Origin of the sequence: Clostridium sp. 1001271st1 H5, assembly GCF_005845215.1 — a bacterium.
In the GTDB taxonomy this organism is placed as follows: domain Bacteria; phylum Bacillota; class Clostridia; order Lachnospirales; family Lachnospiraceae; genus Enterocloster.
In genome coordinates, this window is record NZ_SPHO01000009.1 from 237,462 (window position 1) to 258,489 (window position 21,028).

The 21,028-nt window shown below is 51.3% G+C and carries 17 protein-coding genes; 9 read left to right on the top strand and 8 right to left on the bottom strand.

All coding sequences use genetic code 11. The features are described 5' to 3' along the window. Positions 1 to 49: 49 nt before the first annotated feature. Positions 50 to 1,066 (top strand): GH25 family lysozyme, encoded by a 1,017-nt coding sequence (locus tag FGS84_RS15755; protein ID WP_138309486.1) that lies wholly within the window; start codon positions 50 to 52, stop codon positions 1,064 to 1,066. A gap of 57 nt (positions 1,067 to 1,123) precedes the next feature. On the opposite strand, the gene FGS84_RS15760 is transcribed toward FGS84_RS15755, so the two are convergent. The 3 genes from FGS84_RS15760 to FGS84_RS15770 all read right to left on the bottom strand — a co-directional run bounded on the left by FGS84_RS15760 (position 1,124) and on the right by FGS84_RS15770 (position 4,319). Continuing rightward, positions 1,124 to 2,908 (bottom strand): hypothetical protein, encoded by a 1,785-nt coding sequence (locus FGS84_RS15760; RefSeq protein ID WP_138309487.1) that lies wholly within the window; start codon positions 2,906 to 2,908, stop codon positions 1,124 to 1,126. Further along, complete coding sequence (locus tag FGS84_RS15765; protein WP_207739942.1) at positions 2,898 to 3,758, bottom strand: AAA family ATPase; 861 nt, start codon at positions 3,756 to 3,758, stop codon at positions 2,898 to 2,900. The genes FGS84_RS15760 and FGS84_RS15765 overlap by 11 nt, the downstream gene beginning before the upstream one ends. Before the next feature lie 162 nt (positions 3,759 to 3,920). Then, positions 3,921 to 4,319, bottom strand: coding sequence for a hypothetical protein (locus tag FGS84_RS15770; protein WP_138309489.1), 399 nt, complete (start codon positions 4,317 to 4,319; stop codon positions 3,921 to 3,923). A gap of 118 nt (positions 4,320 to 4,437) precedes the next feature. On the opposite strand from FGS84_RS15770, the gene FGS84_RS15775 reads away from it, so the two are divergent. The 4 genes from FGS84_RS15775 to FGS84_RS15790 all read left to right on the top strand — a co-directional run bounded on the left by FGS84_RS15775 (position 4,438) and on the right by FGS84_RS15790 (position 6,997). Then, positions 4,438 to 4,659 carry a helix-turn-helix transcriptional regulator gene (locus FGS84_RS15775; RefSeq protein ID WP_138309490.1) on the top strand — a complete coding sequence of 74 codons (222 nt, stop codon included), beginning with the start codon at positions 4,438 to 4,440 and terminating at the stop codon, positions 4,657 to 4,659. A gap of 163 nt (positions 4,660 to 4,822) precedes the next feature. After that, positions 4,823 to 5,683, top strand: coding sequence for an AraC family transcriptional regulator (locus FGS84_RS15780; protein WP_138309491.1), 861 nt, complete (start codon positions 4,823 to 4,825; stop codon positions 5,681 to 5,683). Continuing rightward, entirely contained in the window at positions 5,673 to 6,602 is a 930-nt protein-coding gene (locus tag FGS84_RS15785) for a DMT family transporter (protein WP_138309492.1), read from the top strand. Before FGS84_RS15780 ends, FGS84_RS15785 begins: the two co-directional genes overlap by 11 nt. After that, complete coding sequence (locus FGS84_RS15790; protein ID WP_138309493.1) at positions 6,575 to 6,997, top strand: DUF2000 domain-containing protein; 423 nt, start codon at positions 6,575 to 6,577, stop codon at positions 6,995 to 6,997. Before FGS84_RS15785 ends, FGS84_RS15790 begins: the two co-directional genes overlap by 28 nt. A 592-nt stretch (positions 6,998 to 7,589) precedes the next feature. Here the strand turns inward: FGS84_RS15790 and FGS84_RS15795 are convergent. The 4 genes from FGS84_RS15795 to FGS84_RS15810 form a co-directional block, all read right to left on the bottom strand. Then, positions 7,590 to 8,414 carry a PRD domain-containing protein gene (locus FGS84_RS15795; RefSeq protein WP_138309494.1) on the bottom strand — a complete coding sequence of 275 codons (825 nt, stop codon included), beginning with the start codon at positions 8,412 to 8,414 and terminating at the stop codon, positions 7,590 to 7,592. Between the two features lie 204 nt (positions 8,415 to 8,618). Beyond that, positions 8,619 to 10,787 (bottom strand): PTS transporter subunit IIABC, encoded by a 2,169-nt coding sequence (locus FGS84_RS15800; RefSeq protein ID WP_138309495.1) that lies wholly within the window; start codon positions 10,785 to 10,787, stop codon positions 8,619 to 8,621. A 241-nt stretch (positions 10,788 to 11,028) separates the two neighbouring features. Beyond that, positions 11,029 to 13,272, bottom strand: a complete 2,244-nt coding sequence (locus tag FGS84_RS15805; protein WP_138309496.1) for a glycoside hydrolase family 3 N-terminal domain-containing protein — start codon at positions 13,270 to 13,272, stop codon at positions 11,029 to 11,031. A 97-nt stretch (positions 13,273 to 13,369) separates the two neighbouring features. After that, positions 13,370 to 14,875, bottom strand: coding sequence for an MFS transporter (locus tag FGS84_RS15810; RefSeq protein ID WP_138309497.1), 1,506 nt, complete (start codon positions 14,873 to 14,875; stop codon positions 13,370 to 13,372). 237 nt (positions 14,876 to 15,112) lie between these two features. On the opposite strand from FGS84_RS15810, the gene FGS84_RS15815 reads away from it, so the two are divergent. Continuing rightward, the gene (locus FGS84_RS15815; RefSeq protein WP_243129992.1) at positions 15,113 to 16,351 is read left to right on the top strand and encodes a helix-turn-helix domain-containing protein; all 1,239 of its coding nucleotides are present in this window, start codon (positions 15,113 to 15,115) and stop codon (positions 16,349 to 16,351) included. 6 nt (positions 16,352 to 16,357) lie between these two features. Here FGS84_RS15815 and FGS84_RS15820 read toward each other — a convergent pair whose 3' ends face one another. Further along, positions 16,358 to 18,274: a DNA mismatch repair protein MutS gene (locus tag FGS84_RS15820; protein WP_138309498.1), complete on the bottom strand. Its 1,917-nt coding sequence runs from the start codon at positions 18,272 to 18,274 to the stop codon at positions 16,358 to 16,360. A gap of 397 nt (positions 18,275 to 18,671) precedes the next feature. Here FGS84_RS15820 and FGS84_RS31985 point away from each other — a divergent pair, with 397 nt between their 5' ends. The 3 genes from FGS84_RS31985 (at position 18,672) to FGS84_RS15835 (ending at position 20,854) form a co-directional block, all read left to right on the top strand. Further along, positions 18,672 to 20,030 (top strand): DNA-deoxyinosine glycosylase, encoded by a 1,359-nt coding sequence (locus FGS84_RS31985; RefSeq protein WP_138309499.1) that lies wholly within the window; start codon positions 18,672 to 18,674, stop codon positions 20,028 to 20,030. 126 nt (positions 20,031 to 20,156) lie between these two features. Continuing rightward, complete coding sequence (locus FGS84_RS15830; RefSeq protein WP_138309500.1) at positions 20,157 to 20,669, top strand: ferritin; 513 nt, start codon at positions 20,157 to 20,159, stop codon at positions 20,667 to 20,669. Continuing rightward, on the top strand, positions 20,669 to 20,854 hold the full coding sequence (locus FGS84_RS15835) for a (2Fe-2S)-binding protein (RefSeq protein WP_138309501.1): 186 nt from the start codon (positions 20,669 to 20,671) through the stop codon (positions 20,852 to 20,854). The genes FGS84_RS15830 and FGS84_RS15835 overlap by 1 nt, the downstream gene beginning before the upstream one ends. The last annotated feature ends 174 nt before the right edge of the window (positions 20,855 to 21,028 follow it).

Here is a 21,028-nt window from a genome sequence, read left to right on the forward strand (position 1 = left end):
ATATAGTATACTGTACCCTGTTAATCCCCACCCCAAAGGAGGAATGACTATGAAATATTTACGGGGCGCAGCAGGTATTATCCTGTCCCTTATCTTTGCCGTGTGCTTCATGTGCTCTCCTGCATTTGCGGCTTCCCGCCTGTACCATGGCATGGATGTCAGCAGCTGGCAGGGCGATATTGATTTCCAGGCAGTCCGGGCAGCCGGTATCGAGGTGGTCTATATCCGGACCGGCGTGGGACCGGATTACGTGGATTCCCGCTTCCAGTCCAACTATGAAAACGCCCTGGATGCAGGCATGAAAATTGGCTACTATCACTATGTAACTGCCTCCAACACAATCCAGGCCAGGCAGCAGGCAGAATTCTTCTATTCCTTAATACAGGACAAGCAGATTGACTGCTATCCGGCCATGGATTTTGAATCCTTCCCAGGTCTGAGCCGCCAGGAAATCAACGCCATTGGCCTGGCTTTTATGGAAACCCTGGCCAGCCGCCTGGGATACGGTCCTGCCCTGTATACAGACTCCTACAACGCCGCCGCCCTGTGGAACAGCGGCTTCTCTTCCTACCCCCTGTGGGTAGCTGATTACGATGTAAACCAGCCCGAAAGTACGGGCCCATGGGATACCTGGGATGGATTCCAGTACTCGGACACCGGACAGGTGCCGGGAGTCAGCGGTAATGCGGACATGGATTTCTTCAAAGACTCCATGTTCATTGTCTCCCAGCCGCCTCAGCCGGAACCATCTCCCGGCGCCATAGGAGCCCTTCTCACTTACAAGGTGCAGGGAGGCGACACCCTGTGGGGTATCTCCAGAAGATTCCGCACCACGGTGGGCCAGCTGGCTGAATTAAACCGCATTGCCAATCCCAATGTAATTTATACAGGACAGATACTGGAGATTCCGGATGCCCCGGGCACCATCATATACCGGGTAAAAAGCGGCGATACCCTCTCCGCCATTGCAAACCGGTTTGACACCAGCGTATCTGACCTGGCGTACACCAACGGCATAGCAAACCCCAACCTGATTTATGCGGGGCAGGTTCTTGTCATACCATAATGTCAAAAAGGGATATCCTGAAAGCCTGCAGGCTACGGGATATCCCCTTCTTTGCTGCTATCGGCCGTACCGCAGCTGATTCGTAATCAGATTTCCAACCGTATCCGCCAGCTGCCCCATCTCCCTGATTCTGGCAAAGCTGCTTCCGTATATCTTACGGGCGCCCTCCAGGTCGCTGTCCAGGCCGTAAAAGACAGCCATCACCCTGATTCCCTGCTTTTTAAGCTGCCTTACTTCCATTGCCGCATCCTCAATGCCCGCGTCCCCGGAATACGCCTTTCCCCGCACGGTCCCGGAAACAGGAGCCATCCTCTGTTCGTCATTGGGGCTGGCGTCTGTCAGCACAATAAGGAGACGTTTCCCACAGGATGACTGTTGCGCCAGATGGCCCGCTGCCCTGAGGGCCAGGCCGTCCCGGTTCCACCCGGCCGCCACATAGTCCAGGATTTCCCTGTTTTTCTCCGTCTCCCCATATCCGCGGAATATGCGCAGTACCGTATAATTCTCAATGGTGGAAAAGGAATACACCTGGACCGGTATCCTGCAGCGCGTCAGGCTCTCGGCAATGATATATCCCTGTGCCGCTATAACGGCTTCATGTCCCATACGGGACGCAGATGCATCCAGCATCAAATCCACGGAAACATTCAGCCGTTCTTCCTCTGAAATTTTCAGGAATACACGGTCATCCTTCAAATACACGGCCCGCCATACAGATTCCCCCAGCAATTTTCCCCTGCTGCTTTTCTCGGGAACAGGCTGCAAATCCACCAGAAGGGTATTTTGAAGCTGCTCCATCAGGCGCCGTATGCTGTTCTGATATTCTGACCGGTTCTTTTCAAACTGTTCCCTGTTCCTTTTTCGCTGCTGCGCGGCCTCCCACAGCTGTCTGGAGGCTTCCCCGCGGTCCGTAGCCTGCAGGAATTTCTCTCCTCTGGTAAAATGAAGGCCGCACATGCTGTGGCATCCCGTACAAAGCATGTGGCGGATGGCCTGATTCTGCCGCTCACCGTACATGGAAACGCCATAGCAGGCATCCAGATAGGAGCGTACCGCCTGTTCCCTCCGTTCCCCCGCTGCCTCCAGCCGGAAGCCAAAGCCCTTGGCGGTACGGGATGGCTTATTACGGGCCTTTCCGGATGGCTCCCCGCCGTCCGATGCCGGCTTGTGGGACCCCTGCCCATGTCCGGCAAGCGTATTCCTCACTATCACGCTGCGGGCAGGACGGATAAAACGGAAGGGCTTAATCATGTCTTTTATCCGCTTTCTGTTTTCTTTTCCCTTTTGTTCTGAACGGCAGTCAAAACGGAAGTATTCCCAAAGGATACCGGAAACACGCTCTATGATTTCACTGGTGTCAGCAGATGCATCAAAGGAAAGGCAGGACAGTATCCCCCGCTCCCAGGACGTCACTCCTGGCTTTTGTCCCAGCACCAGACTGCCCCAGCCCGTCTGAAGGGACTGGACCAGCTTTTCCCGGGCCGACCACCTGGATTCCTCCAATACCCGGGCCCAGTATTCCCTGCGCAGCTCCGCCAGCACGGGACGTCCTTCCCGTTCTTTTTCATAGACGCTGCATTCCAGGCCAAGCCAGAGTATGGTATCGTAGATGTCCTGAAGAGCCGTACCCTGAAAAGTCCCAAACAGCTCAGACAATGCTCCGCCGTCATGCCACCTGTGGACATAACCGATAATGCTGTTGAGATAAAGGTCAGCCCTTCCGTACCGGTCAAAGGCCATGAACTCCGGCCGGAAAGAGTGGTCCTCTGCCGCGGTCCATATCATGTTAAGAGCCCGGCGCTCCTGGCCGTCATATTCCTGCATCTCCATATCAGTCTGCAAACAGCTTCTCCCTTTCCAGTTTTTTAGGAATCCTTGCCCTGATTAAATCCCGTACCAGGGTTTGTTCATACGGGTCAAAGGACTTGTTGGTAAGGCCCATATCCAGGGCAGCTACCGCATCCAGTCCCTTCTCCATAAGACGGACAGCATCCAGGAGTCCTCTGAGGTCCAGGGGACGGGTGGAAAGCTGGGCGCTCCGGCATTTTCGCTCTATATCCAGGAACAGCTGGATGAACTGTCTGGCATAAGTTTTCTTTAGTCCGGGATACTCCCGGCCCATCAGCTTCTCCAGATTTTCCTCGGATATGGCAGGCATCTGCAGGCAGGAAAATCTGGAGGTCAGGGCCTCGTTCAGCTCCCTTGTACCTGCATACCCGTAATTCATGGTGGCAATGAAACGGGTCCCCTCATCCAGATGCACCACATTGTAGCCCGGCACATCCATGGTCCGTCTGAAATCCAGGATTCCATGGAGCACGGCCAGGGCTTCGTTTCTGGCCATGTTGATTTCATCCAGTACTCCAAATCCGCCGCTGATTCCGCAGCGGTACACGGGGCCCGGACGGAATACAACAGCCCCGTTTTCAAAGGTATCTGTTCCTATGAGACCGGACGCATCCATATTGACATGCAAGGAGATATCCCACACCGGCCTGCCAAAGGCCGCCGCCAGATTCTGGGCCAATATGTTTTTTCCCGTTGCCTTTGGCCCTGTGAGAAGCAGGTTCTGGCCGCACAGAAGGGCGGCAATGGCCTGCTCCCATACTTCCTTTCCATAATACAGGTAACGGGGTACGGGGATTCTGCCCCGGTCCTCCTCCCTGACCGGATGGGAGGCCCGGAATTCCATGATTCCCTGAATTAAGCTGCTGTTTATCTTTTCTTCTTTTAAGAATTCAATCACCGTTATGCCCTCTTCCTTTTTTTACAGTCTGATTGTAGCACAGAATCCACTTGTGGTGCGGATTTTCTGCGGTTTTGAGAAAATATTTTGGGCATCCGGGCTTTTTATTTATTTTACCGTCATCACAAACCGTTCCCGGTTATCCTTCACATTATACCTGTACTGCTCCTCCTCCGGCTGGGCAAACAGCACCTCAAAGCACCGGATTCCCCGCTTCCAGGATGCCTCATTGATGTAGACATCCATTCTTATTTCCACCGGATATCCCATATCATAGCTGAACCGCACATCACGGAATTCATTGTTGATGCAGGTCTCAACCAGTTCCAGGGCAAGCGCCTCCTTATTGCGTATGTACAGTCTGTTTACAACAACGGTAATATGTTCCGCCCTCTTTCCATCCCAGGAAGAGGATATAGTATTTTTTACCGAAACTCCCCTTCCCCATTGCAGGTACATGCAAAGAGCCATAAGAACCAGTACGGCATGTCCCAGTCTTTTTCTCATTTTCCTTTTATCCCCCTCACCTATATTATTATACATATTGTACTTTAATACAGCTTATATTTCAATACATCCAGAGATATACTTATATACAAAGCTTATACGGAAAGGCGGGGATGATGTGCATATCGAGATTGATTTGGAAAATCTGCTGAAGAAACAAAACAAAAGTAAAAACCATGTATGTGAAAAATGCAATTTGCAGCGGACCCAGTTTAATAACTACTGCAAGAATAAGGTATCCCGCATCGACCTTACCATTCTGGCCAAGCTGTGTGAATGTCTGAAGTGCACTCCCAATGATATATTAAAGGTAATAAACGATAATGAAGAAGATGAATAGACCGCATGGAGCCATGTGAAGCTGTTCATCTTTTTTTATGCATGTTTTTCAGGAAAACAAAATCCAGCAGCAAAATCCATCCTGTCCTGGTGTAATATCTTTCAAGATTTTCCCCTTCCAATATGTTAAAATAGCAGAAAAGCAGTTTAAAAGGAGCAGTCAAATGATACAGGAGCAGGAACAGCGCCGGGTCTATTATGATAAGGACCTTAAAATAGAAGCCTACAATCTGAGCGGGGTGGTGCAGAAATTCCCCAATCATTTCCACGAATATTACGTCATAGGCTTTGTGGAGGGAGGTAAAAGGCATCTTTGGTGCCGCAGCAAAGAGTACGATGTCAGCGCCGGGGACTTGATTCTCTTCAATCCCAGGGACAACCATTACTGCGCCCCCATAGACGGGGAGCCTCTGGATTACCGCGCCGTCAACATTGAGCCTTCTGTCATGGAACAGACGGTAAAGGAAATCACCGGCCGGGAATTCATCCCCCGCTTTACCCAGAATGTGGTGTACCGCAGCGACATAACCCAGTCCGTATCCGCCCTGTACAGCGCCATCCTGCGCCATGCCTCCAGGCTTGAAAAAGAAGAAGCCCTGTTCTTTCTTCTGGAGCAGGTGCTCCAGGAATATGCGGCCCCGTTTAAGGAGGAGGATATATCCAGGCCCGACGACCGCATCCAGAACCTGTGCACCTACATGGAAGAGCATTTTTCAGAGAATATAAGCCTGGATGAGCTGCTGTCCATGACTACCTTTGGAAAATCCTATCTGCTGCGCTCTTTCACTAAGCAGGTGGGCGTTTCCCCCTACCGCTACCTCCAGACCATCCGGCTGGACAAGGCAAAGAAATTCCTGGAACAGGGCATCCCTCCTGTGGATGCAGCGGCCATGGCCGGTTTCTCAGACCAGAGCCATTTCACCAACTTCTTTAAGGAGTTTATCGGGCTTACCCCCAGACAGTATCAGAAAATATTCTTATCTGAACCTGATAAGGAACAAAAGGAGCAATATCATGAATCATAACCGTACCGCCGCAGGCCATGCGGCTGCATTTGTAACCATCCTCATATGGGGAACCACCTTCATATCCACCAAAGTGCTGCTTCGGACATTCAGCCCTGTGGAGATCCTGTTCATCCGTTTTGTCATGGGATATCTGGCGCTGTGGCTGGCATGCCCCCGCTCCCTGCGCCTTACATCTGTCCGTCAGGAAGGACTCTATGCCGCAGCTGGTTTCTGCGGCGTCACCATGTATTATCTTTTGGAAAATATAGCCCTTACCTATACCCTGGCATCCAACGTAGGCGTCATCATCTCCATTGCGCCTTTCTTTACAGCCCTCTTGGGCTGGATGTTCCTGGGAGGGGAAAGGCCGCGGCTCCGGTTCTTTGCCGGATTTCTCCTGGCAATGGCAGGCATCAGCCTCATTAGCTTCGGCAACGAGGCAGCCTTATCCCTGAACCCTGCCGGAGATTTGCTGGCCGTGGCAGCCGCAATCATATGGGCTGTGTACTCCACTCTCACAAAAAAAATCAGCGTATTGGGACACGGTACCATCCAGAGCACCAGAAGAACCTTTTTCTACGGCCTTCTATTCATGATGCCTGCCCTGACCGTCATGGATTTTCATGTGACACCGGTCCAGTTTACTGATATGAAAAATCTACTGAATCTGTTATTCCTTGGGCTGGGCGCATCTGCGCTGTGTTTTGTAACCTGGAATACCGGCGTGAAAATACTGGGCGCTGTCAAGACCAGCGTATACATCTACATGGTGCCGGTCATCACCACCCTGACCTCAGCCCTTATATTAAAAGAACCGGTGACAATACCGGCTGCACTGGGAATCATCATGACCCTGGCCGGATTATTTTTATCCGAACAGAAAACCGCAAACAAAGGAGAATCTAAGATATGGACCACCAAAATGAAAAATGTGTAATGGTAATTGATGAGGAGCTTCCCACCGGCATCATAGCCAATACAGCCGGAATCATGGGAATCACCCTTGGAAAAAAGCTCCCCGAAACAGTAGGGCCGGATGTCTCCGACCAGAGCGGAAGGTCCCATTTGGGTATTATCGCAATTCCGGTTCCTATCCTCAAAGCAAGCAAAGAAAAATTAAAAGAGCTGAGACTTAAGCTTTACGAACCATGCTTCTCAGAACTGACCGTAGTGGATTTTTCCAATGTGGCGCAGAGCTGCAATGACTACGGCGAATTCATATCAAAAGCATCCCGGACCGACGGCGACAACTTCCAGTATTTCGGCGTTGGCATCTGCGGCGCAAAAAAGCTGGTCAATAAACTGACTGGAAACCTGCCGCTTTTGAGATAGGAAGGAATTTAAAAGTTGCAGAAGCATTAGGTGCATCCGTCCGTGAGTGGAACGGGGGCGGGAGAGCCGGACGCGGGCTGCGGAGCGGGAATCACTAAGGCCGTGGGAAACGGCCTAAGTGATACCAACGCTCCTGCAGATGCATCCGCCTCTCCCACCCCCGTTCCACTCACCCGCAGCATGTCTTTGCATCTGCATCATTTATATCCCCAAAGTAAATAAATAGTATGAAAGAATTAACGGCTGGCCAGATATTTTTTCTTACTTGGGTTCGGATGAGACAGCGGACGCTTTGAATACGTAGTGGGTGAGAGCCGGGGACGCAGGGCGGGAGGCGACTTTGGAGCAGTTCGGAGAGACTTAGGCCCAAGGGGCAGGAAAAACCGGGGTTGCGCAGGGCGCTCCACGCCCGGAGCAAAGCAAACATGGAGCCGAACTCATCAAGAGTTCGGCGTAATTTTTGCGGTCCCTGGTTTTTCCTGCCCCTTGGGCCTTAGTCTCTCCCACTGCGGAAACGGTCGCCTCCCGCCCTGCGTCCCCGGCTCTCACGGATGCGGCACCCCCATACGTCCGCGTACTAATCGTCCGCGTACTAATCCTCCCCCCGTATAACCCGCTGGATATGGATAGCCAGAAAGCCTGCCTCCTGGGAGGCCACGGACATCCCCAGCCGTTTTTCCATATCCCTGCACACATCCACCGCCACCTGGTAGGGCCTGGGAAATGTCTCCCTTGCGTAGGCTTCCATGTCCAGGTTCACCGGCTCACCTTTCCGTATACGGGCAATCATATACCGCAGGTGGCTCACCAGGCGGTTATACCCCAGAGAGTCAGAGGCCAGCTTTATGCCCATCTTCTTTTCTATGCCGTGGATACTGTCCTGTACCAGTCTGGCCATATCCATGGAATGGGCCACGTTCTCCTCGGATGAACCTGCGTGGATGTGAAGGGTAATGTATCCCACCTCGTCCTCGGATATGACGATGCCTGTCATTTCCCGTATAATTTCCCTGCCTTCCATGGCAGCCTGGTATTCCCGGTCAAACAGGGCCTTTATATCCTGGTTAAAGGGATTGGGAAGTTCTCTCCCCTCCCTGGCCCTGCCTGCTGCCAGGGCGATGTGGTCCGCCATGGGTATCAGTATGTCTGAACTGATGTCACCCAGTGTTTTCCTGGCTGACTCGATTATGTTTCCCGCTGCCTCAATAAAAACAGGGTCAATGCTGTTCACCTGCTGCAGCGCCGTGGACTTTCCGGTCACAAGCTCATACCGCTTTGCCTCTTTCACCTGCTCCAACCGCTCCCCGGTCCGGTGTCCGAAGCCGATGCCGTTTCCCAGCAGAATCAGTTCCCTGCCGGTATCTCCATCCAGAACAAGTATTCCATTGTTGTTTAATACTTTGATGATGCGGTACATAAAACCCTCCCCGTCCTTGGCGCAGCGTGGGGAGTGCAAAGCACCCCCGCTGCCTATACGGACATTATACCTAATATCCTGGAAAACATCTACATTTGGAACGGAATTTTACGCTTTGGCTTGTTATGTCTATCTTTAATACTCCCTCTTGACACAGGGGACGGAAAGAATACCATCCCCATTCCCTTATCCCAATCCAAATCATCAATACCATCCGATTTCATCCAGGGCATCTACCTCCCCTGTCTTAACCATATGAATCTCACAGCCTTCGGTGAGGCCGGTGAATACGGCCATACAAGCCTCGGATGCAGCGCTGGCCTTTACATATTCCAGGTCGAATTCCATCAGTTTCTGGCCTTTCTTTACCTTCTGCCCGTCCGACACAAAGGCCTCAAATCCCTTTCCGTCCAGCTTCACCGTATCCACGCCGATGTGCAGAAGGTACTCCATTCCGTCCTCCGTCTTCAGGCCGATGGCATGCTTTGTGGGAAATACAAACAGAACCTGGCCGTCCTCCGGCGCCAGCACCCGGCCGTCTGACGGTATGACCATATAGCCGTCTCCCATGGCCTTGCTGGAAAATGCCTCATCCGGCGCTTCCGTGATGGAGGCAGCCCTGCCCGTAAAGGGCGAGCAGATGATGTGTCTTTCCCGGCCATTATTACCGGACCGGCCATCTGCAGTCTCTTCCTTTACAGCCTCACAGGGTCCATCTTCATCCGGTGCATCTGCCAGATACTGCTCCAGATTGGACTTTATTACGGTCACGTTAGGCCCGTAAATCACCTGGACCCCCTGTCCCTTTTTAATGACCCCCACTGCTCCGGTGGCCTTTAACAGTCTCTCATCCACCAGGACCGGGTCCTCCACAGAGCATCTGAGACGGGTGGCGCAGCAATCCACAGAGGTAATATTTTTCTTTCCGCCCAGGCCGCGGGTAATATCCATGCTGAGGGCGTCCCCGGCTTTGCCTGCTCCATTTCCCGTATCCGCCTGCCCGGCTGCTCCGGATGCACCGGCTGATTTCCTGGCATTTACATCTGCCTTTGTGTAAAGCTTTGTCTCCTCATCCTCATCTTCCCTGCCCGGAGTCTTTAAGTCAAACTTCTTAATCAGGAAGCTGAAAATAAAGTAGTACAGCAGGAAATATATGATTCCTGCCGGTATGATTCGCATCCAGCTGGTCTTTGCATTTCCCTGTAGAATGCCGAATATAAGTAAATCCAGAAAACCGCCTGAAAAGGTAAGTCCCACTGCAATATTCAGTATATGGGCAATCATATAGGCGCTGCCTGCCAGAATCACCTGTACGGCAAAGAGCATGGGCGCCACAAACAGGAAAGAAAACTCAATGGGCTCCGTAATGCCGGTCAGCATGCTGGCCAGGGCTGCTGAAAGGAGAAGTCCTCCCGCGGCCTTTCTCTTTTCCGGTTTTGCTGTGCGGTACATGGCCAGGGCTGCGCCGGGAAGGCCGAATATCATGAAGATGAACTCACCCGAAAAATACCGGGTGGCGTCTGCGCTGAAATGGACCACGTCCGGCGAAGCCAGCTGTGCAAAGAAGATGTTCTGGCCGCCCTGAATCAGGCTTCCGTCCACCATCATGGTACCGCCCACAGCCGTCTGCCAGAAAGGCATATAAAATACATGATGAAGCCCAAAGGGAATCAGCGCCCTCTTGATGATGCCGAAAATCAAAGTGCCTGCATACCCGGTCCCTGTCACCAGCCCGCCCAGGGCAAATATGGCGTTCTGCACAACCGGCCATATAAAGTACATCACCATTCCCACGCCCACATAGACCACCGTGGATATGATGGGCACAAAACGGGACCCGCCGAAAAATGAAATGGCATTTGGCAGCGCAATCTTATGGTAGCGGTTGTGGAGCGCCGCCACACCCAGGCCCACGATAATTCCCCCGAACACACCCATCTGCAGGGTCTGGATGCCGCACACGGAAGCAATGGTGCCGTCCAGAACACCGGGAGCAATGGCGCCGTCCGGAAGAATCTTTCCCGTGATGGTCAGCACAGCATTGATGGATACATGCATAACAAAAAATGCAATCATGGCGGAAAGGGCTGCCACCTCTTTCTCAGCCTTGGCCATGCCGATGGCAACTCCCACTGCAAATATAATGGGAAGATTGTCAAATATGACATTTCCCGCTTTGGCCATGATGACCAGAAGGGCGTTTAACATGGTTCCGTCACCCAGAATCCGTTCCAGCCCATATGTCTGTATGGTGGTGGCATTGGTAAAGGAACTGCCGATACCTAACAGCAGGCCCGCCACCGGCAGCACTGCAATGGGAAGCATGAAGCTGCGTCCCACCCTCTGAAGAACACCAAATATCCTGTCTTTCATTTTTCTTGTCTCCTGTCTTTTTCGTCCAATCGCGCACCCTGGCTGTCCGGACACAAAAAAGGCATTAACTGTTAAGAACACTGTCTCCAATGTCCTCTGTCAGTTAATGCCTGCATCACCAGTAACACGCTCTTTATTCGGTTGCGCATTTAGTATAAACAAAAACCAGGATTTATGTCAATCCGAATTGTGCACTAATATATCCGTGTCTTTTTATGCAAATGTGCTAAAATCCAATTCCTTATTCCAGCGTCAGGCCAAAGTCCAGCTCATAGTAATTACCCTCGCTATCCCGGTAGGCATAGGCCCTGCCGTTTTCATCCTTCATGGATTCCGGCATGTATTTGTCCTTATCATACCCAGGCACATCATTGTGGGATATACATACGCCGTCCCGGTCCACCCGGATGACATCGTCATTTTTCGGGAGGGTAATGGGCATCCTGCCGGTGGGTGCGCATGTTCCCATAATGACATCCAGGGTTGCATCCGTATAGGTGTCAAATCCTGCCAGAAGGGCGTCCGCATAGGGTTCCACATTTCCCACCTCCCATGCCAGGGTAAAATTAATATTGGATATCACCTTTTTCCCTCTGCTGTGAAGGTATTCGTATATTTCCCGGATTCTCCCGGCCCCCAGCAGGGTGGTTTCCCGGTGGAAGGAATCCGCCGGGCGTCCCTGGCTGTCCACATCGCACACCCGCTTGTTCTCGCAGATATCCAGCTCCAGATAACCTTTGGTGGAATGGAAATATTCCCCTGAGCTTGGCCGGATAAACAGAATGGCAAAATCAGCCTCCCTGTAATCATCTGCCTGCTCCGCCTGAAACCTTTCTGCAAAGGATTTCCTGACTGCATCCGTCTCTCTGGCAGCAGCTTCTGCTTCACAGCCAAAGCACTCCACGTATATCTTTTTACCGGCCGTCTTCCCTCTATGCAGAGGAAGCAGGCCCTCTTTGTTCTTCAAGAGCACTACGGACTGCTGGTGCACCCGGTAAGCGTCATCCCAGTATTTTTTTGTGGCAACCACCTGCTCCGCTGCTGCGGGGTCACGGTATGGGTTGTCGAACATGCCCAGCTCAAACTTCTCCTTTAAGGTCCTGGTTACCGCCCTTGTAAGGGCTTCATCCGTCAGCACCAGGTCCCTGGCCCGGTATCCCTCCGGCACCGGGCGGCCCTGGGCCGTGTAATACCCGTTCCTTCCGCGTTCATACGCCTCCCTGGCGGAAAACACATCCAATGATCCGCTGATGATATCCACCCCGGTATTGACTGCCAGCGCGATTCTGGAAGGCACATCCAGTTCCTCCACTCCCCAGGCCATCTTGTTGGAGATGCCGGAGTCGCTGTTCACATATCCCTCAAATCCCATCTGCTCCCGCAAAAGTCCCTGGATAAAAGCCCTGTTAAATGCAAATCCCACCGGCTCCATTTCCATGGCCTTCCCGTCCGGCCCGTACTGGGGCCTGCTCTTGGCAGCGCATGGCTTTGCATAGTATGGCATGATGGAAGAAGCCTTTTTGTCTATGGCTGTGCGGAAGGCAGGCAGGTGGTATGTGCCCAGGCTGTCTTCTGTCTGGTACACATTCCACTGTCCCTGGACATAGTGGGGGTCAAATCCATTTTCCCGTGCGCCTCCTCCGGGGAAGTGTTTGATGGTGACAGCCACCCCGTCCCTGGTCACGCCCCGGCTGCTGCCCTGTATGCCGGGAATCAGCCGCTCCATGATGGCGCATACAAGCTCCGGATCCTCTCCAAAGGTACCATAGGACCGCTGCCACCTGGGGTCTGTCATGACGTCGGCCATGTACATATATCCTTTTTTCATCCCGGTTGCATCCCATTCCTTTCGGATGCATTCAGCAAAGCTGTCTATAAGCTCCGGTCCGTTTCCCCTGACAGCAGCCGCAATTCCCATGGTTCCGGGCCAGGCGGCAAACACGCCCGCCGCATCGTTCATTCCAAATACAATTTCCCCGTGCTCATTCCTGGAATTGGAGAGCACCATCACCGGCAATGCATGGCTGGTTTCCTCCGCCACCCTGTTAAGCTGGTTAATCCAGTCCACAAGTTCTCCTGGCTTTGGATTCTGGCGGAGGATAAAATGCCGTATGCCCATTTCCTTTATGGTGTAAGTGGTTCCGTAGGTCTTTTCCACATTAAATATGGACTCGTCCTGTTCCACGATTTCCTCGTTGAGCAGACCGCTTTCGTCTACCTTTGTCCTGTCCTCCTGGTAGATACCCATCTTCCAGGAATTGACAAACAGCATGCCGATTTTCTCGTCGGCAGACAGCTCTGCCGCCAGGGAGGCTGCCCGCTCAGCAGGCGTATTCCGCCAATCCTTATAGGGGGTCAGCCTGCCGTCTCCTGTCAGGTCCCTGAAATACAGTCCGTCCCTTTCAATTACCGGCTTTACGGCAACTCCGATGACAGGACCGTTCTGGTTTTTATAAAAATGAATGTCAGATGATGCCTTATTCATAGTCTCAATCCCTTCTGATTTTGATTCTGTTTCTTAAGTCTTATTTTTGCTTCTCACCTTCATGCTGATTTTACAGCATCCGCAATCTGTCCCGGTTCTATATTGCTGCTCCGGCAGCTGCTTCCTCTGCGCTGTCCTGTAATATTCCCTTTCCGGTCCGTGCTTCCTTCCGGTTTTCCAGCTCTTCCTGGATTTCAGCCATTTTCACCTTATCCAGCTTATACCAGCGCATGGCTATGATTGTAGCGATATGGCCCAGAATCGGCACGATGCAGAAGCATACCATAATAGCCATGTTGAAGGTTGCATTTACAGGCTCATTGGGCCTGATTACCACATTTCCCACCCCGGCCATTGTCAGGGCGAATCCCTGAATCATGGCGGAAAAGGAGGATATGATTTTATCAATAAAGGAGAACATGGTTCCCATCATGCCGGGCACAAAACGGCCGCTGCGGTACATCTCATAATCCGTACAGTCCGCTATCATGGGGATGATGCCTGAATTTCCCATACTGGCCAGGCATTTCTGCACCAGGAACATCCCTAAGAATATGGCCGGCACTTCCGGGTCAGGTCCGACTACAAACATGATGGCCAGCATAATCATGGACCCCCATGTTCCCACAAGGAAGGTGCGCTTAAGTCCGAATCTTCTGGATACAAACACCCCGCCAATGGAAATAGCTACAAGCGGTGTAATAAGGATACTTGAAAATACGCCCTGAAGCTTGGAATTCAGCAGCATGTTGGCAAACAGGTAGGTCATGGTTCCGCTCATAAGGAGCTGTCCCAGTTTATCTGTGGCAGCAGAGATAATCAGCATCTGGATGGGACGGTTGTGCATGACAATATCCTTGTAATCCCTGAACTTTACCTTGGGCTGCGAGCCTGCCTGGCCAAAGAATTCAGGGCGGTCCTTTGCGCTGATTCCAATGATGGCAAGGATGGTAAATACAAAGGATATAACCGCTAAAATGATGGCTGCTTCCTTCCACATGGCCGGATTAATCATTCCCAGGCCTTTTCCATTCTCCCCCACAAATTCCCCGACGGAATATTTTTCAGCCAGAATGGTGGTGATAAGCATGGGCACCAGAGCGCTGGCCATCTGGGTCAGAACGCTGTCAAACCCGGCGAATATGGGACGCTGCTTTGGATTATTGGTAAGCACGGCCTGGCCCGCCTTGGTAACAACGGTCTGGCAGGTGTATCCTATAATATAGATAACGTAAAATACAGTGGTAAAAATGTATTTCCTGGAAATTCCCCAGGAGGACGGCGTATTGAAAATCACTATCAGGCTGCACCAGATAATGATATTGCCCACAAGCATATAGGGCCTGAACTTGCCGAACCGGCCATTGGTCCGGTCCACCAGAAATCCCACCAGCGGGTCCGTAACAGCATCAAAGATACGGGTCCCCGTTGCAATCAGGCCCACAATGGCCGCTGCCAGCCCCAGGACATTCTGGGTAAAATACGAATACTGCATCATTAAGAACATGGCGATATTGGTAGCACAGTTATTCAGTGAAAAGAAACCAATCTGCCATAGCTTCGCGTTGTTGTACTGTTTTGCAACACTTTTATTCTTCTCCATTTTCTATAATCTCCCTACATTCACACATTTTCATTTTGTTTGCCGGCTTTATGTTTGTAACAACATTCTAACACACTTGATTTTAAGTGGTTAGGATTATATAATATTAATTAGGATTATATTGTCATATTTATTTGGGTGATTTAGATAATATTTTTTGGATTTTTTGTGCAAATCACACCAAGGCTGCGGCAGTGCAGCGGATTTAAGGAGAAATGAAAGGGGGAACAGGAAAATATGAAAGAGCAGAAGCATATGGATGAACAGGAAAAAGCACTCATATCCAAGCAGTTCATCGAAGTCATGTTAAAGGTCCCCGTCATCCTGTGCCCCGCGCAGGTACAGGCCATGGAAACCGGTATCAAAGAATATTTTCCGGATTTCATCAAGAACAGCTTTCCTTTTTTCATTACCGGTTCCATGGCAGAGTCCTTACAGCCGGGAGCGCTGTACCATATAACGGATTTCATAAACCTTCATTTCAGCCTGTTCCTGTACGACGGGGGAAAGCAGGTTTTCATAGCCGGACCCTATCTGCCCTATCCGGCGGACACTGCCTTTTGCGAGCAAACCCTGCAGAATAACGGAAAGAATCTGTCCCTGCTGGTCCCCTTCAGCCAGTTCTGCCTTAACCTGCCCGTAGTGGGAAATTCCCAGATTACAGAGGTTGTCCGCACCGCCATACGGGTTGTTACCGGCACGGACCAGGAAATTCCCTGTCTTCACTATGAATCGCAGCGGCATTATACCCAGGAGAGTTCCGGCCTGTCGCAAGAGGGTGTGGATGAGGCTTCCATGGAGCTTCTGGAACACCGGTATTACTACGAAAAGCTGCTCCTGCAGGAGGTTGCACAGGGCAGCCAGGACCTGGCCCTTAAGTATTACAGACAGTTCTCCCAGGAAAGCCGGGCCATTGTCCGAACCGAGGACCCCCTCCGCACTGCAAAGAACCTGGGTTTCTCCCTGAATACCATGCTCCGCAAAAGCGCAGAAACCACCGGCATCCATCCCGTGTATCTGGACATCATCTCCTCCAACTTTGCCATGCTCATTGAAAACTCCAACAGCTTAAGGGAAGCCGAGGAATGCAAATCCCAGATGATAAGCGCCTACTGCCGCTTTGTCCAGACAAATCGGCTGGACCAGTATTCTCCCCTGGTCCGCAAGGCCATCACCTACATTCGCATCCACTTAGCCGACCAGCTCACCCTTGCAAGGATTGCAAAGGGCATTCGCGTAAGCCCCTCCTATCTCTCCCGGCTGTTTAACCAGGAGACAGGGGATTCCATTTCCAACTTTATCACAAAGGCCAGGGTGGAAAAGGCTGCCGGACTTCTCTCCTTTTCCGGAATGTCCATCCAGAACATTGCCTTTTACGTGGGTTTTGGGGATTTGAATTACTTCAGCAGGTGCTTTAAGAAATATAAAAGGATGACGCCCACTGAGTTTAGGGCGTCATCCTCTGTCGGGTCGTAAGGGGGGCTATTCTTCTGCCCGGACCTCAGCATCCCCCATATATTTCCGTTCCATCTGATGCCTGGCCTTACGGTTCTCCACACTGTCAAACACAATGGAAAAATCGTAATCCTCAGGATACAGCTCCCCGGCCTTTACCTTTAGCTTCAGACGTTTCTGGTTTACCAGGCGTTTTTCCTTCTTTACCTGGACCAGAACATTTCCCGTCCGGTCAGCCGGTTTCACCACAATGCCAATCTCCCCCTTTGGAAGGACCTCCACGCTGTCTCCTCTCCCATACGCTTGTTCCGGATTTGCGGAAACTGTTTTTTTCCTTATGGGGACAATACAGGGAACCGGAATCCGCTCCAGTCCTCCCGGCTGCCTCCCGCAATGCTGTTCCCGGACCGCCCTGTCTCCGTACGCCTCCGATGCCGCTGTTTGAATCATATCTTCCGGCATGCCCAGGCGCTTCGCAATATAGAGGGCGCAGCTGTCCCCGGTCTTTCCTATTTCCAGCCGGTAAAGGGGCCTCAGGTTCTCACGGTCAAAAGCCATCCTGGCGCTGATGAGCTCCTGGTGGCGGCCTGCATAAGTCTTAACCTCCGGGTAATGGGTGGTAACCAGGTAGAGGCATCCCCTAAGCCTCAGCTGCTCCAGTATGGCAATGGCAATACCCATGCCCTCGGCCGGGTCAGTGCCTGACCCCAGTTCATCCAGTATAACCAGACTTTCCCTGGTGGCCCGCTTCAGTATCTCCAGCACATTGGTGATATGGGCTGAAAATGTAGACAGGTTATCCAGTATATCCTGACCATCACCGATATCGCATAATACCAGGTTACGCATGGCTATGTCCGCCTCCCGGCAGGGTAGATGCAGTCCGGAGCAGGCCATGAGCACGAACAGTCCCACGGTCTTGATGGCAACGGTCTTTCCCCCTGTATTAGGTCCTGTGATTACCATACCCCGCTTATCCCCTCCCAGCTTAAAATCCAGGGGCACATTGGTATCCTCCGGCAGAAGGGGGTGTCTGGCTTCCTTAAGGCATATGATTCCCTCCGTGTTGACAGCCGGTTCCCTGGCATCCATCTGTGCACTGAGCTTTCCTTTGGCAAACACAAAATCCAGCTTGGCCAGCAGGGCCAGATTTTCCTTAAACCCTTCCTCCTCCATTGCAATCTTATCCATAAGCGTGTACAGGATGCGCCTTTCCTCGCAGTCCTCCTCTATCCTGAGGCCCTCTATCTCATCCTGCATCCTGGCTATGGCCTCCGGCTCTATGAATACCGTAGAGCCGCTGGAGGACCTGTCTATGGCGCTGCCCGGTATTTTGGATTTATACTCCTTTTTAACCGGCAGGCACAGTCTGCCGTTCCTGGTGACCAGAAAGGCTTCCGCCATATACTTTTTCTGTGATTTTAAAAGAGCCTCCGCCTTATCCTTGATTTTCTCTTCCAGGAGCAAAAGCTCCCGGCGGATATCCCGCAGTGTACCTGACGCACGGTCATCCACCCTGCCGTGACGGATGGCTCCCTCTATCTCTTCCTTTAGTTCCGGCATAAGCCTGAGGTTTTCCCCGTAATAGGACAGTGGAATTCCATAGGATATTCCCTTGTCCAGATAGGACCTGACCCGCATGACTGCAGCCAGGAACATGCCGATTTCCTCCATTTCCTCCGGCGTAAGCAGCTCGCCGCGGACAGACCGGGCTACCAGCCCCGCTGTGTGTTCCATAGCCGGCATGGGCGGGGTGCCTGCCAGTTCAAGCATCTGCCTGGCCTGGGTGGTGTCCCTCATGCTTCTTCGCAGTTCCCCTTCCTCCATAAAGGGCGCCAGCCCTCTGGCCATTTCCCTGGCCTCCGCTGAATTGGCAAGGTCTGCCAGCTGTTCTCTTATGATATCAAATGCAACTGTCTTATATGATTCAAATGTCCTGTTCATTGTATTGTCTGATTCCTCTCTGTTTTCCTGTTCATGTATGCTCCTTATGGGAGCGCGTCTGAAACATAATGGATGTACCGCGAACATAAAAAATGGAAGACAAAAAAACCTACGGACATCCACTGCAGGCAATGTCGCATAGGTTCCAAAGGATACCATATGATTCATCTGTCATGGATTCCGGGGTACACAAAAACAAAGCCCGCCAAATGGACTGTCATTTCATGTACACAATCGGTTTAATTATCTTCCACAAACAGATACAATTAACAAAAAGACACCTCTCTTTAAATATTACTGAATCCGATAATAACAGATTTAAAAGCTCCAGTCAAGAATTTTATTTTAAATTGTGCTATACTAATAGGGATAACTAAAATCCGGAGGACTGACTGACATGCCTTTTGTTTCACTCATCATACCTGTCTACAATGCAGAAAAATACCTGCGCCGCTGTCTCAACAGCGCCATGGAGCAGACGTTTCAGGACATGGAAATCATCGTGGTAAATGACGGAAGCCAGGATACCAGCCTGGAAATCTGCCGGGAATATGAAAAGATGGACCGCCGTTTCCGTATCATTAACAAAGAGAATACCGGGGTATCTGACAGCCGCAACCAGGCCATCCAAATGGCCGGCGGAGAATACTTACAGTTTATGGACAGCGATGACTGGCTCGCCCCGGATGCCACGGAAAGCTTTGTCTTCGCAGCCAGAAAATACGACTGTGACCTGGTAATCTCAGACTTTTACCGTGTGGACGGAGCGGTATTTACGGAAAAACAGCATATACGGGAACGGGGACTTCTGACCAGGGCCCAGTATGCAGAATATATGATGCAGGAACCGGCTGATTTTTATTACGGCGTGCTGTGGAATAAACTGTACCGCCGCAGCATTGTCCGGGAGCATCAGCTTAAAATGGACGAGGACCTGCGCTGGTGCGAGGATTTTTTATTTAACCTTAACTTTATCCGGTATGCCGGACGGTTCACAGCCATCCAGACTCCGGTTTACTACTACATGAAACGCAAGGGCAGCCTGGTGAGCACGGACTGGAAAAAGGCCAACGCGGTAAAGCTGAAGCTCCGGCTTCTTAAGGATTACAAGGAATTATACCAGAGCATGGACCTGTATGAGCAAAACAAACTGAAAATCAATGCCTTTGCTGTTTCCATTGCAAAGGACGGCGGAATCGGCGCTCCCTTAAGCCGTCTCAGGAACAAACTGAGCGAGGAGGATTATATTGAGGATGAACTTCCGGCCGGATACACCCGTGTGTGCCACACCCTGGGCCCTATTTACGATGACAGCTCCCGTATACTGATACTGGGCAGTTTTCCCTCGGTAAAATCCAGGGAACAGAACTTTTACTACGGCAATCCCCAGAACCGTTTCTGGAAATTAATGGCCCGCCTGTTTGAGGAACCTGTGCCCGAAACAACAGAGGACAAGAAGGAACTGCTGGCACGCCGCCATATAGCGCTTTGGGACGTGGTGGCTGCCTGCGATATCAAGGGTTCCAGCGACCGGAGCATACGCAATGTGATTCCCACGGACCTGAACCGGATTCTCCGCACGGCCTGCATTGAAAAAATCATCGCCAACGGCGACACGGCTTTTCAGCTGTACCGCAAATACTGCCAGGAAAAAACAGGAAGGGAAGCTGTGAAATGCCCTTCCACCAGCCCTGCCAATGCATTTTTCACACTGGACCGGCTGTCCGAGGCATGGAGCAGGGAATTATTCGGGTGAAGCTGCCGCTGCCCGGGATTCCAAATTCCCCCAAAATGCCCCGTATACTCATATTTTTCTTGCAAAAAGCATATAAAACGAGTATGATTATTAAAATTTGATTATTATTTATATGGGAGGACATACATGTTAGATAAAAAAGTAGCAGAACTTATTAACACACAGGTAAACAAAGAATTTTACTCCGCTTATCTGTATCTGGATTTCGCCAATTATTACAAGGATGCTGAGCTGAATGGCTTTTGCAACTGGTACCAGGTACAGGCCCAGGAGGAACGGGACCATGCCATGCTGTTCATCCAGTATCTGCAGAACAACGGAGAAAAAATCACACTGGAGGCAATCGCCAAGCCGGACAAGGTATTTGAGGACTTCAGGGGACCTCTCGCTGCCGGACTGGAGCATGAAAACTATGTGACCGGCCTTATCCATGAGATTTACGATGCAGCGTATTCCGTAAAGGATTTCCGTACCATGCAGTTTTTGGACTGGTTCGTCAAGGAGCAGGGCGAGGAAGAGAAGAATGCCAGCGAGCTGGTAAAGCGTTTTGATTTGTTCGGCCATGACCCCAAGGGACTCTATATGCTGGATTCAGAGCTGGCAGCAAGGGTCTACACAGCTCCCTCCCTGGTGCTGTAATGGGGAAGGATAAATACATATGTCCCTGCTTTAAGGTGACAAAGGACGATATCAAAAAGGCCATTGAAGAAGGCGCTGATTCCTTTAAGAAAGTTAAAAAAGCCACGCGTCTGGCTTCCGGGTGCGGCCATTGTAAATGCAAGGCTAAGAAGTATACGAAAAAGCGGCTGGATAAGGCCAAATGAAAAATCAATCTAAAGAGCGGGTCTGCACACTGGTATTGTATGTGCAGACCCGCTGCTTTTCCCTGCATCCCTGAAGCTTTTATCTCCGGGAGTGTGTGAAGAAAAGTCTGTAAAAGCTGATCTTCTATGATAATAACTGGGCTGAAAGTTCTTTCTTGGACCTTCAGTCCTTGT